Raw genomic sequence first — 12535 nt, 5'->3', positions numbered from 1 at the left:
GGTTATAGGGGGGCATGATGTCGTTGGATGAGCTCGATAGCCGTTCCGGCCAGTTGTTGCGTAAGTTTGACCTGAATCTGCTGATTGTCTTTGAGGCGCTTATCACCGAGTGCCACGTCACCCGTGCGGCTAAGAAGGTCTACCTGAGTCAGCCTGCGGTCAGCCATGCGCTGAACCGTATGCGTGATGAGCTGGGGGATCCGCTCTTGGTCCGCACCGACAAAGGGATGCTGCCGACCCCTCGGGCGCTGGAGATGTTGCCAGCGGTTCAGCAGGCCCTTAAATTGCTGGAAGCAACCCTGTCACCGCCACAGCCGTTTGATCCGGCAACCAGCACGCGCCGTTTTGTGATTGCGACCACTGACTATTTTGAGCTGGTGCACTATCCAGCACTGGTGGCTCGTTTGCGTGAGCAGGCGCCCAACGTCAGTGTGGAGATCCAGTTGATTGCCGACCAGGTGCTGCGGGCCGGTTTGGAAAACCGGGAGGTGGATCTGGTCGTGGGGTTGGAATCGTACCACGATATACCAAAGCGTTTGCTCACCGAGCCCTGGGTAACGGACGAGCTGGTCTGCCTGGCGGGGCAGTCAAATGACTTGGTGATGGATACCTTATCGCTGGATGCGTTTATCCAACAACCCCACGTGGTGTTCACCGATGTGGCAGGTGCACGCCCAAATGCAGTGGACCTGTGGCTGGAGCAGCAAGGACTTAAGCGCCGATCTGTGTCCTGCAACCTGAGCTACGCCGCGGCCGCACGTATTGTCTCCATGAGCGATGCCATCATCACCTTGCCGCGCCAGATGGCGGAACTGTTCACCCAGATGTTGCCGGTGAAGCTTGTTGCACCACCGGAAGGTCTGGGATCGATCGATATGTCCGTGATCCATCATCCGCTGTATACACAAGATCCGGCGATCGCGTGGATGATCGAACAAGTAAAGCAGGACGTATAACGCTCATACAGGCGTGAACGCGGCTAGACTAAAAATAGAGTCGTGGGTATATCAAGCCACACTCAAGTATGTGCAGAAGTTTGAGGTAAGGGGTATGGAAATACTGGATGCGAAACAGGTGATCTATTCAATGGGGATGCCTTACTTCAGGGAGCTGGCGAGCTTTGGTGCGCTATCCGACAACGCCATTACCGATCTGCTCAGTCGCGGCAAAATCATGAAGTTGGAGAAGGGTGAATTCATCACCGTGCCAACGGGGGAGTCCAGTTTTAAGGTCGTGCTGCAGGGGAAAATGGCGTTCTACCGTGGTTTTGAAGAACGTCACGTCCTCACCCGCTATTTCAATCCCGGTGAACAGATGGGCTTCGATTGGATGATTGGTTTGATCTCCCATAAAGGCACCGATGTTGCTGTGGAAGACAGTGTGATCGTTGAGATCAGTTCAGATCAGTTTTACGACATGCACGTGGATCACCCTGCGGACTTTGGTCTCTTTATGATTAACCTGTCGCGGGAGCTGTCGCGTGAAATTGCCATGCTGGAAGATGTGATCGGTAAGAGCACGGGGTGGCAGATGTCGGCGGAGAGTGATGCCTCGTAGAGAGGGGCTAATCGTCTTAGAGTCTATAAATCGCCAGGTTGTGGGTATCCGCATTTGAGCTGGGTACACGCTTAAAGGCCTGCATGTGATATCCAGTGTTTCACGGAAAACGCCACCGTGACTTCATTATCAGAAACAGTCAGAGGTTAATTTCCAGTCAAACGGCTGGGCGATAGCTATCCTTACAAAACAACTTCTGAAAGGGGAAGAAAATGACTATTAAGGTAGCTATTGTGCAAAAACCACCCGTCTTGCTGGATCTTCAGGCGACGATGCAGCGTGCGTTGGAAAGCTTGGAGGAGGCTGTCTCTAATGGTGCTCAGTTAGTTGTATTTCCTGAGGCTTATTTACCTGGTTACCCCACTTGGATTTGGCGATTGCGCCCCGGCGGCGATATGGCGCTAGGCAATCGGCTTCATTCAATCTTAAGAGAGAATGCTGTCGATATATCTGCTGGAGGGCTAGATCGTGTGTGTGAAGCAGCTGCCAAGCATAATGTAGTCGTAGTGATGGGCATGAACGAAGTGGATTCCGACTATAGTGGGACGACACTTTTTAATACGGTCGTTGTTATTGGGTCAAACGGGGAGATCCTGAATCGTCACCGAAAACTCATGCCTACCAATCCGGAGAGGATGGTTTGGGGCATGGGGGATGCCTCGGGTTTGAGGGTGGTTGATACGCCAGTTGGACGTATTGGCTGCCTGATTTGTTGGGAAAGTTATATGCCTCTGGCACGTTACGCTCTCTTTGCGCAAGACATCGATATATATATTGCTCCGACTTGGGATAGCGGTGAAATCTGGCTTGCATCAATGAACCACATAGCAAGGGAAGGCGGTTGTTGGGTGTTGAGTACCGCCACTGCGATACATGGCTCAGATGTTCCCGCGGATTTTCCAGAGCGGGACATGCTGTTTGATGACGATGAATGGATAAATCCCGGTGACGCGGTAATCGTAAAGCCTTTCGGTGGCGTGCATAGCGGTCCGTTACATCAGGAAAAGGGGATTCTGTATGCCGATATTAGCTTAGAGGATGCACGAAACTCGCGGAAAGCGTTAGATGTATCGGGTCACTATGGGCGGCCTGATATCTTTCATTTGGAAGTGGACCGTAGTATTAAACCACCTGTTCGTTTTACGGATAAATAACCTTACGGAGATCGGCTATCAGCGCGAATGCTGCTGAAGGATGAATTGCTCAGCAGTGAGTATTATCGGCGTACCCATCAACGGTGGGAGGTTGCGATCGCCGCAGAAAAAAAGCGGGAGCAAGGCTCCCGCAAAAAATCGCCAAAGGTTTAAGCAAGCTGGCTATTCATGGAAAGTGATTCTGACTGCTCCGGTGCTTATCGGATCAGCGCCTTAGTCTCAAAGAACTCCTCGACACCGAAGTTACCCAGTTCTCGGCCGTTACCGGACTGCTTGTAGCCGCCGAACGGTGCTTCGTTGTTCCAGAAACCATCATTGATGTAGACCTGACCGGCGCGGATCTGGCGGGCCAGGGTTTCCGCTTTCGCTTTGTCTTCAGACCATACCCGTGCCGCGAGGCCGTATGGGGTGTCGTTGGCGATCTCCAGGGCTTGTGCTTCGTTCTGGTAAGGGATCATGCACAGCACTGGGCCGAAGATCTCTTCGCGGGCGATGGTCATTTGGTTGTTCACGTCGGCGAAGATGGTCGGGCGAACATAGTAGCCCTTATCCAGTCCTTCTGGTCGTTCCAGGCCACCGGTTACCAAACGTGCACCTTCTTCCACACCGATACCGATGTAACGCTGTACGGTTTCCATCTGCATCTGGGAGGCCATCGGGCCGAGGAAGGTATCTTCTTCAGTTGGATCGCCCACCTTCAGGGATTCGGTGTAGGTTTTCGCAATCTCGACCGCTTCTTCGTAACGCGCGGCCGGCACCAGCATACGGGTGAGGGCGGTACAGGTCTGGCCGCTGTTGAGCATTACATCATCCACGCCCAGCTTCACAGCCGTTTCCAGGTCTGCATCTTCACAGATCAGGAAAGGGGACTTACCACCCAGCTCCAGGCATACACGCTTGATGGTTGGCGCTGCCGCCTGGGAGATACGAACACCCGCACGGGTAGAGCCGGTGAAGGAGACCATATCCACTTCCGGGTGAGTACACAGCGGTTCGCCCACTTCAGGGCCGGTACCGTTCACCAGGTTGAAGACACCGGCAGGCAGGCCGATCTCGTCGATCGCTTCCGTCAGCAGGAAGGCATGCAGCGGGGTGTTTTCACTGGGTTTTACCACCATGGTGCAACCCGCCGCCAGGGCCGGGGCAACCTTGCCGATCATCTGGTGCAGCGGGTAGTTCCACGGGTTGATAAAGGCACAGACACCCACCGGTTCACGCACTGCTGTGGCGTTGCCGATCTCGATTTCGTGATCAAGCAACGCAGTGCGTGCAGCGTGTTTAGCCAGTGCGTCGATTGGATCTTCCACCTGAACTTCACGGCTGAACGCCAGGGTGGTTCCCATCTCGGTGGTGATGGTGTGGGTCATCTCGTCCACACGTTTGGTCAGTGCGTCGGCCAGTTTACTGATGTAGTCGGCACGCTCTTCCGCAGTGGTACGAGACCAGCTGTTAAAGGCACGGCGGGCAGCCTGCACGGCGCGATCAACATCGACTTCGTCGGCCAGTGCGGTGCGACCGGCAATCTCTTCGGTGGCCGGGTTGATCACGTCGATCATCTGGTTAGCGTGGGACTCAACCCACTGACCATCAATGTACAGTTTGTCGTAAATCTTCATTATTAAATGTTCCGGTCATTAAGCGGCCAGCAGGCCTTCTTCGCGTAAATCTTTGATGGTTGCCTCGATGCTTGCGCGCAGGGTGGCAACGATAAAATCAACATCGTCCCGGGTCATGGTGAGTGCCGGAGACATTACATTCAGGTGCACGATGGCACGGGTGATCAGGCCGCGTTCGTCGGCGTGGTTGGAGACGCGCTTGCCGATATCCAGCTCTTCCGGGAAGAGCGCTTTGGTGGTTTTGTCGGCCACATATTCCACACACATCATGAACTTGCGACCACGGACCTGACCGACGATCGGCAAGTCTTCCAGGGTTTTCAGCTGTTGCTCGAAGTACGGGCCGACCTCTTTTACGTTATCCAGCAGCTTGTCGCGTTCCAGAATCTCGATGTTCTTGAGGGCTGCAACACAGGCCACCGGATGGCCGGAGTAGGTGAAACCGTGGGCAAAGCAGCGGCCGCTGTCCGGGGCATTCAGTACGTCGAAAATCTCGTCGGAGAAAATCGTCGCGCCCAGCGGCTGGTAGCCGGAGGTCAGGCCTTTGGCGCAGGTGATGATGTCCGGCTGGATGTCGAACTCATCGGCGGAGGCGAACCAGTGACCCAGGCGACCAAAACCGGTCACCACCTCATCGGATACGTAGAGGATGTCGTTGTCTTTGCAGATCTGTCGCATACGCTTGAGGTACCCCTCCGGCGCTACGATTACGCCACCCGCGCCCATGATCGGCTCGGCAAAGAACGCGGCGACTTTGTCGGCGCCACCCAGTTCGGCAATTTTGTCTTCAAACTCCTTGATCAGGAACTCAACAAAATCAGACTCACTCATCCCTTCCGGTGCACGGTAGAAGTTCGGGCAACTCAAGTGATGGATGGTATCGCTGATGAAATCGAACTCCGGTGGATGGTCACCCGGTTTACCGCCAATCGACATGGAGGCATAGGTGGTGCCATGGTAGGAGTTGATCCGGGAGATAACATGTTTCTTGTCGTGTTTGCCGCGGCAGTTCTGGTAGTAGTGGATCATGCGGAAGGCAGTATCCACGGCAGTGGAACCACCACAGGTGAAGAACACGTGATTCAGCGAACCCGGTGCCAGCTCGGCCAGTTTAGCGGCCAGCTCTGCAGCCGGTGCGTTGGTGAGATCCACAAATGGGTTGGCGTAAGACAGCTGATACGCCTGCTGTGCAATCGCTTCCGCCATCTCTTTGCGGCCCAGACCGATGTTGTTGCACCACAAACCACCCACAGCATCGAAGTACTTTTTGCCATCCGCGTCGTAGATAAAGTTGTTATCACCGGCAACGATCGGCAGTGCGCCTTCCTCGCGGAATACGTCGAATACCTGCCATGGGTGAAGGTGGTGGGCTTTGTCTTTTTGCTGGATGTCCTGGGTGTTGTACTGCTTGGCACCGGACAATTGGAAGTCGGTCATGGGAACACCTGCTGAATCTATTGTTATCTTTATCCCACCAGTCTAGGAGCAGGCGGGATCAGGCTGTATACCCTGCTTAGGGTAGGTGTCCGAGGCCCGTGAGGCGGGGCTTTGCGGGTTGGCCGTCCAGAGGTAAGCGCAACCAATACCTGAGAAATCCTCAAATCTGTCCGAAAGTATTCTCAATAGTCGCGAGGGCAGGCTTGCCTTAATAATTTTTTTAGCGCGAATCGGGAGCCCGTTGGACTTAACACCAATCTACTGCGAAACAGGCAAATTTGGTCATATTCTCACGCTCTTTCTCGTTAAATAGCTCGCTATTCGCCTCGAAAGACCGAGAAATCTGCCTCAAATTGCCTTTTTCTCGTGACGATTGGTCAAGTCCAAAGCGCTCCCAAGCGCTTCTAAAAAATTATAAGAAGGTAGAAAAACCAATGAAAAAAACACTGACCTCGGTTTTGCTGGGTGCCGGATTGGCGGTTTCCTCCGTACAGGCGTTTGCGGATATCAGCGCGAACGTAAGCCTGACCAGCGATTACCGTTTCCGTGGTATCTCCCAAACGGCAGAAGATTTTGCTATCCAGGGTGGCATCGACTGGTTTAACGATGCAGGCTTCTTCGCAGGTGCGTGGGCAAGTAATGTCGACTTCTATCCAACCGGTGATGAGGATGACGACGGTGCGTCTGTCGAGCTGGACCTGTACGCAGGTTATGCCGGTGCGATCAACGATGATGTTGCCTACGACGTAACGGTTTACCGTTACATGTACCCAGGTGATGACATCGACCAGGATTACAACGAATTCGCACTGGGTGTGGATTACGGCCCGGTACGTGTAGCGTACTGGTATGCAGACGATTACCTGAACCTGGGCGAATCCACCCAGTACCTGGAACTGAACTACGCCATGGAGCTGCCACAGGAGTTCGGTCTGAACTTCCACGTGGGTCACTCCTTCGGTGATGCATACGACGATCCTTCCTTCCTGGGGTTGGAAGACTACACCGATTACTCCATCAGCCTGACCAAAACCTGGGCTGAGTTGGACTTCGAGCTGGCATACCTGGACACCGATCTGGACGGCAGCTTTGAAGTGGAGAGCGACCACAGTGCGAACCAGGACACCTTTGTCCTGACTGTATCCAAGTCCTTCTGATCGACCTGATCAATACCTCGGCCCGGACATCACGCCATCCCCTTCAGGCGGGGGTGTCCGGGGCGTTGTCTAAACACCTTCCCACCTGATCACCCCAACTTCTACCCTGAAGTGGGTATTTCTGCGCATTTCTCCTCTGGCATAAGCTCAACGACAATCACGTACTGTGTTGTTCCTGCATTCCAATAATAAGAGGTCAGGTTATGCGTCGTATGCCGCCGTTGAACCCGTTACGGGTGTTCGAAGTAGCTGCCCGGCACGAACATTTTGGCAAAGCTGCAGAGGAACTGTCTGTCTCGGACAGCGCTGTCAGTCACCAGATCCGTGTGCTGGAAGAGTACATGGGCGTAAAGCTGTTTCTGAAAGAGGGGCGGGAACTGCGCCTTACCTCATCAGGCCGCTCCCTGGGTCCTGTATTGAAGCAGGCCTTTGACCTGATCGCCGATGCTGCTGTCAGTGTGAGTAAGCAAAAAACGCAGGCCATACTCAAACTCTCCGTTCCCGATTCCATCGCCTCGAAGTGGCTTGTGAAGCGCATCGGACGTTTTCTCGAAGCTCATCCGGATATCGAGCTGGAACTCAAGACCACCGAAGCGCACGCCGGTGTGCAGGATCTGTACGCGGACATCTCCTTGGGTGTGTGGGATGAGTTGGACGTTCCGGAAGACTACATACGTTATCTGCTGAATGGTGTGGAGATGTTTCCGGTGTGCAGTCCAACGCTGCCCGATCCAATGAGTAGAGACCCGGAAAATCAATCTCGCTTTCGATTGCTAAAAGGGGACGACAACCCGCGCTGGACGCGTTGGTTTAAATCCTGTGCCCCCGGCTTGATGGCCGAAGCGGAGACGATCCGGTACCAGCAATCCAGTCTGGCGCTGGAAGCTGCGCTTTATGGGCAGGGGGTAGCGATGAGCGATTCCATTACCGCGGCTGACTATCTTACCGAGGGGCGCCTGATGCGACTGCTGCCCGAAATGAGTATTCCCGAACATCTGCAACTGATTGTGCGTCGTACCCAGGAAGAGAACAGTGCGATTGTTGCCTTTTGTAGCTGGCTGAACGACGAGCTTAATGAGCTGGGCATTGAACTTGAATCCTTTTAATACAAGGGGTTAGAGGGTTCAAATGCTGTTGCCTCTAAGCCGTGGACACCCCTAAGGAGGGTATACACCCTCTGGCGAGAAACAAGGATAGTAGATACCAACAAAGCATCGCCCGAACGATGTATCGAATAATAACGTAAAACAGGTACCACCCGATGAGCACAACTGAACATGCTAAGCAGGCTCTTCTGAAAACCAAATTTTTCCCTTACTGGTTGGATAACAAAGCTGCACCAGAGCCGGAACCGTCTTTGAAAGACAATATTAGCTGTGACCTGCTGATCGTAGGTGCAGGTTTTACCGGTCTGTGGGCTGCTATTCACGCGAAAGAGCAGAACCCAGAACGCGATGTAGTGATCATCGAATCCCAGTGTGTGGCAATCGGTGCATCCGGTCGTCCGGCGGCGATCCTGTCTGCGTCTGTCGTACACGGCCTGGAAAACGCCGACCGCTTCTTCCCGGAAGATATCGTTGAGCTGGAACGTCTGGGTAAAGAGAACATGGACGGCTTCCGCGAAACTATCGAGAAGTACGAAATCGATTGCGATATCGAGTGGGGCGGTGAGCTGACCGTTGCTGTGGGTGAGGAAGGCATCCCGGATCTGGAACGTGAGTACAAACTGTACAAAGAGCACGGCCACGATGCACACATGCTGAGCGGCGAAGAAGTACGCGCAGAGATCAACTCGCCACTGTTTGATGGTGGTCTGTGGTCTAAGCAGCGCAGTGGTACTGTGCACCCGGCAAAACTGGCGTGGGGCCTGAAGCGTATTGCCAAAGAGAAGGGCGTACGCATCTTTGAATACACCCCGCTGCAAGATTCCAAACACCTGAAGCCGGGCGTTCTGGTCAACACGCCAGAAGGCTCCGTTAAGGCAAACAAAGTGCTGCTGGCAACCAACGCATTTGCGGCGGGCAGCAAGAAGATCAAGAACCGTGTTGCGGCGATCCGTGACCGTATAGTAGTGACCGAGCCGCTGACCGACGAGCAGCTGGCGACTATCGGCTGGAAGAACCGTCAGGGCGTTTACGATACCCGTACCCAGCTGAACTACATGCGCCTGACCGCAGACAACCGCATCCTGTTTGGTGGTCGTCTGGGTTACTTCTTCAACAACAATACCGATCCGAAAGCGGACAAATCCGCCGACAACTTCGTGAACCTGGTGAAGAACTTCTACAAAACCTTCCCGACCCTGAAGGACGTTAAGTTCTCCCACGCATGGAGTGGCCCGATCGGTCTGACGACCCGCATGGCGGTGCACTATCAGAGCTACTACAAAGGCGACATGGTGTACGCGGGTGGTTACTCTGGTTTTGGTGTGACCGCGACCCGTTTCGGTTCCCGTATTGGTCTGGCGGTACTGGATAACACCGGTATTCCGGAAACCAAACTGAAGTTTGCCCGTACTCAGCCTAACTGGATTCCACCTGAGCCGTTCCGTTGGATCGGTGCGAAGATCACCATGTACGCACTGGATACCATGGATGAGAAAGGCGGCTGGCGTGTGCCTTGGATCCGTCTGGTCGAGAAGATGGGCTTCCCGATCACCCAGAACGAACTGGGTTAATACAAACCGTATGCATTGAGTCCGGTGGCAGTTGGAGCCGCCGGACTGAATGTCCCATTCCACAGAATCTACCCCATGACTCTGTGAGTACAGTGTGGCTAAGGCTCCTGCACTGTGCAGTTGCCTCAAGGGTTTACCCAACCCCATTTTTTAACGCAGATCGCGTTTGCAGGTTTAGAGCCTTAATTTATGCTCTGGTCCGTATAGACCTTACCTTCGGGGAAGACATTGTCTTCCCCTTTTTTTGTTTGTAGCTGATCGGATTTTTGTAGGGCAGCATTCATGCTGCCGGCAGCTTAAAAGCTGCCCTACAAAAGAGTGCCGATTACCTAGTTCGTCTCACTCGCAACCGCGTCCCACAAACACTCCATAAAGGTCCCGATCACCAGGTCATTCTCCGGGTAGGGCTTGGTCATTGCTGAGAAGCTGTTGGAGTAATTAAACCGATCCTGCATCAGCGGTCGCATCTCATTCAGCCAGCCCCAGTTCTTCACCAAGTGTTGTGGTAAAAAGCCGAGATAATGTCCAGTCAGGATCAGCGCCGCACGGGCTTCCTGGTGGTGGGCCGAGGCGTGTTTGTTCCAGCTCGACATCACCGGGTCCACCTCCCGGCCCGGCATCAGGCGAGGTGACTCCACAAACTTAAAGCGCTGTAGCTCACCGGTGCTGATGCTGCTGTCATCCCGGTCGTATAGGGGATGCGCTTTCGCACAGTACAGGCTCATCTCCTCATCAAACAGCGGCATGAAATCCAGCTCGGGAATACTGCGGTGGGTGACGGAAATACCGATCTGCACGCGGCCATCCAGCACCGCAGGTACCACATCATCGGAACTCATGCTGGTGATACGCACGCGTACATCCGGTGCCTTCTCGGTATAGAGCCGTAACGCCTCGATAATGCAGGAACGGTAGGCCCCCAACATGTGTTCGGCAAACCCCAGATGCAGATGGCCAAGGATGCGTTCGTGGGAGATGTTTACACGGTTACGAAACTGGTCCACGGCGCTAAGCAGATCTTGTGTGGCTTCATATACCACCTTGCCGTGATCGGTCAGGGAGAAACCGCCGCGCCCGCGATTACACAAGCGCATATCCAGACGTTTTTCCAGGTCGGAGATGTAGTTGGAGATGGTTGAGTTGGCGAGGTTCAGTTCAACCTCGGCTGGGGTAAAACCGCCGGATTCCACGACTGCCTTGAATACCCTTAGCAGGCGCAGGTCCAGATCGGCGAGTTGGCCCGAGAGTGCCGCTTTACGCTTACCCATGTTGTCTCCGTGGTTTTTATGTTTAGATATGTAAAAGTATAGTCGTTAAAAGAATTATATTAGTGAGTGTAGAGCTGGTCTATAAACTAGGAAGGCTAGTTCGATCTGCCCGTTTTAATAATCAGTGATGAGAGACCCGGAGACGATGAACAGTAGCGTTGAGTTGTACGATGCAGAGATCCCGAAAGCTCGGACAGAGGTATACCATGAACCGTATCCCTTCACACTGCACGATAATTTCCGCGCCAGTTATGCGGAGCTGCACAACCGTCCGTTCCCCGTGGTCTCCACGCCGTTGTGCGTATCCCATATCGCACTGAAGCACGACGTCAGCTGCACGGCCGCAGCAACACGGGAACACCTCCGCACCTTGTGCGAGCGCTATAGCGTGAACGGCCCCCGTGACGGGGACACCTGTTTTTACCAGGATTTTGGTGAATTTGAAGTGCGCTGGGAACAGCATTTCGAGTTTTGCAGCTATACCGTGATTGTACACGACCAGGCTGCCGTGCCGTTCCAGGCGCCACCGATCGATCTGTTACCGCAGGACTGGTTGTCATCGCTACCGGGGCAGTTGATTGCTGCCGTACACGTCGAAATGCGTGATGCGCTGAATGAAGACGTAACGCCGCAGGTGTTGCGTCCCTGGTTTGAAGGACAGCGCCTGATCGGATCACAGATCGGCGCAGGACGGGCGTCGTTGTGGAGTGCGTTTCGCCTGCACAGTGATAACTTCAACCGCATCCTGGTGCTGAGTAAAGACCTGAACGAGTGTCAGGCCGGCCGTGTGCTGCGTGCACTGCTAGAGCTGGAAACCTACCGCAACATGATGTTGCTGGCATTTCCGCTGGCACGCGAGATCAGCCGTAAGGTAACCGGTATGGAGCGTCAGTTGGCCGAAGCGGTGCGGCAGATGGGGGACATCCGTAGCGCTGAGGATGAGCGAGTCCGCCTGAATGAACTTTCCGCTATGGCTGCGGCGATCTCCGAAATGATCGCCGATACCCGTTACCGTTTTGATGCCACTCACGCCTATTATGACCTGGTCGAAAGCCGCCTGGCCGAACTGGAAGAGCGCGAGATCAGCGAGCTGCAAACGGTACGTGCTTTTATCGATCGCCGCCTGCTGCCTGCGTTCCGCACCGTTCAGGCTGCCCAACGCCGCATGGACGACCTGGCTCGTCGTATCGACAGTGCCAGTGACTTTCTGCGTACCCGCGTGGATATGTCGATTGAAGCGCAGAACCACGAACTGCTTATCTCCATGGATCGTCGTGCCAAGTTGCAGCTGAACCTGCAGCAGACAGTAGAAGGCTTGTCTGTGATGGTGCTGAGCTACTACCTGGTTGCGCTGGTGGAAAAACTGTTGGGTGGTGTGTCTATCTTTGCTGAAGGTTTTAACAAACCACTGGCTGTGGCGATCTGTGTACCGATTGCATTAGGTGCCGTGTGGGGCTTGTCGAGACGCTGGAAGAAGCGTCTGAAAAAGATGGAGTCGAAGTGGAAATAACATAGGAGCTACAGGTCATTTCAGAGAGGTGTTTAAAGGGGAGCCATAAGGGCTCCTTTTTTCATTGTGCCAAGATACTTCCACTCATTACGCAAGATAGTGTCAATGCCGTTGTCGATTATTCACTAAGCTACTAGGTATGTGCGAGTTATGCGCAGT

General features: G+C 54.0%; 10 protein-coding genes. 7 read left to right on the top strand and 3 right to left on the bottom strand.

Annotation, left to right across the window (positions count from 1 at the left end; translation table 11 throughout):
- Positions 1–17 precede the first annotated feature (17 nt).
- From QKW35_RS10510 to QKW35_RS10500, 3 genes are all read left to right on the top strand, one after another.
- Positions 18–956, top strand: a complete 939-nt coding sequence (locus QKW35_RS10510; RefSeq protein ID WP_282352929.1) for a LysR family transcriptional regulator — start codon at positions 18–20, stop codon at positions 954–956.
- A gap of 94 nt (positions 957–1050) precedes the next feature.
- Complete coding sequence (locus QKW35_RS10505) at positions 1051–1557, top strand: Crp/Fnr family transcriptional regulator (protein ID WP_282352927.1); 507 nt, start codon at positions 1051–1053, stop codon at positions 1555–1557.
- A 212-nt stretch (positions 1558–1769) separates the two neighbouring features.
- Positions 1770–2711, top strand: a complete 942-nt coding sequence (locus QKW35_RS10500) for a carbon-nitrogen hydrolase family protein (protein WP_282352925.1) — start codon at positions 1770–1772, stop codon at positions 2709–2711.
- 197 nt (positions 2712–2908) lie between these two features.
- On the opposite strand, the gene QKW35_RS10495 is transcribed toward QKW35_RS10500, so the two are convergent.
- Together QKW35_RS10495 and QKW35_RS10490 are read right to left on the bottom strand one after the other, a co-directional pair.
- Positions 2909–4327, bottom strand: a complete 1419-nt coding sequence (locus QKW35_RS10495) for an aldehyde dehydrogenase family protein (protein ID WP_282352923.1) — start codon at positions 4325–4327, stop codon at positions 2909–2911.
- Between the two features lie 18 nt (positions 4328–4345).
- Positions 4346–5764, bottom strand: a complete 1419-nt coding sequence (locus QKW35_RS10490; RefSeq protein WP_282352920.1) for an aminotransferase — start codon at positions 5762–5764, stop codon at positions 4346–4348.
- 434 nt (positions 5765–6198) lie between these two features.
- Between QKW35_RS10490 and QKW35_RS10485 the strand changes: the two genes are divergently transcribed.
- The 3 genes from QKW35_RS10485 to QKW35_RS10475 all read left to right on the top strand — a co-directional run bounded on the left by QKW35_RS10485 (position 6199) and on the right by QKW35_RS10475 (position 9598).
- The gene (locus tag QKW35_RS10485; RefSeq protein WP_282352918.1) at positions 6199–6921 is read left to right on the top strand and encodes a TorF family putative porin; all 723 of its coding nucleotides are present in this window, start codon (positions 6199–6201) and stop codon (positions 6919–6921) included.
- A 203-nt stretch (positions 6922–7124) separates the two neighbouring features.
- Positions 7125–8027: a LysR substrate-binding domain-containing protein gene (locus tag QKW35_RS10480; RefSeq protein WP_282352916.1), complete on the top strand. Its 903-nt coding sequence runs from the start codon at positions 7125–7127 to the stop codon at positions 8025–8027.
- A 155-nt stretch (positions 8028–8182) separates the two neighbouring features.
- Positions 8183–9598, top strand: coding sequence for an NAD(P)/FAD-dependent oxidoreductase (locus QKW35_RS10475; RefSeq protein WP_282352914.1), 1416 nt, complete (start codon positions 8183–8185; stop codon positions 9596–9598).
- 329 nt (positions 9599–9927) lie between these two features.
- Here QKW35_RS10475 and QKW35_RS10470 read toward each other — a convergent pair whose 3' ends face one another.
- On the bottom strand, positions 9928–10866 hold the full coding sequence (locus tag QKW35_RS10470) for a LysR family transcriptional regulator (protein WP_282352912.1): 939 nt from the start codon (positions 10864–10866) through the stop codon (positions 9928–9930).
- A gap of 145 nt (positions 10867–11011) precedes the next feature.
- Between QKW35_RS10470 and QKW35_RS10465 the strand changes: the two genes are divergently transcribed.
- Positions 11012–12376, top strand: coding sequence for a DUF3422 family protein (locus QKW35_RS10465; RefSeq protein ID WP_282352910.1), 1365 nt, complete (start codon positions 11012–11014; stop codon positions 12374–12376).
- Positions 12377–12535 lie beyond the last annotated feature (159 nt).

It is taken from the genome of Pontibacterium granulatum, assembly GCF_029961155.1.
In the GTDB taxonomy this organism is placed as follows: Bacteria; Pseudomonadota; Gammaproteobacteria; order Pseudomonadales; family Balneatricaceae; genus Pontibacterium; species Pontibacterium granulatum.
This window is presented reverse-complemented; position numbering and strand designations above follow the sequence as displayed.

Coding starts and splice junctions, on each gene's coding strand:
- QKW35_RS10500 (WP_282352925.1), top strand. CDS start 1,770: ATGACTATTAAGGTAGCTATTGTGCAAAAACCACCCGTCTTGCTGGAT.
- QKW35_RS10475 (WP_282352914.1), top strand. CDS start 8,183: ATGAGCACAACTGAACATGCTAAGCAGGCTCTTCTGAAAACCAAATTT.
- QKW35_RS10505 (WP_282352927.1), top strand. CDS start 1,051: ATGGAAATACTGGATGCGAAACAGGTGATCTATTCAATGGGGATGCCT.
- QKW35_RS10485 (WP_282352918.1), top strand. CDS start 6,199: ATGAAAAAAACACTGACCTCGGTTTTGCTGGGTGCCGGATTGGCGGTT.
- QKW35_RS10480 (WP_282352916.1), top strand. CDS start 7,125: ATGCGTCGTATGCCGCCGTTGAACCCGTTACGGGTGTTCGAAGTAGCT.
- QKW35_RS10510 (WP_282352929.1), top strand. CDS start 18: ATGTCGTTGGATGAGCTCGATAGCCGTTCCGGCCAGTTGTTGCGTAAG.
- QKW35_RS10495 (WP_282352923.1), bottom strand. CDS start 4,327: ATGAAGATTTACGACAAACTGTACATTGATGGTCAGTGGGTTGAGTCC.
- QKW35_RS10490 (WP_282352920.1), bottom strand. CDS start 5,764: ATGACCGACTTCCAATTGTCCGGTGCCAAGCAGTACAACACCCAGGAC.
- QKW35_RS10470 (WP_282352912.1), bottom strand. CDS start 10,866: ATGGGTAAGCGTAAAGCGGCACTCTCGGGCCAACTCGCCGATCTGGAC.
- QKW35_RS10465 (WP_282352910.1), top strand. CDS start 11,012: ATGAACAGTAGCGTTGAGTTGTACGATGCAGAGATCCCGAAAGCTCGG.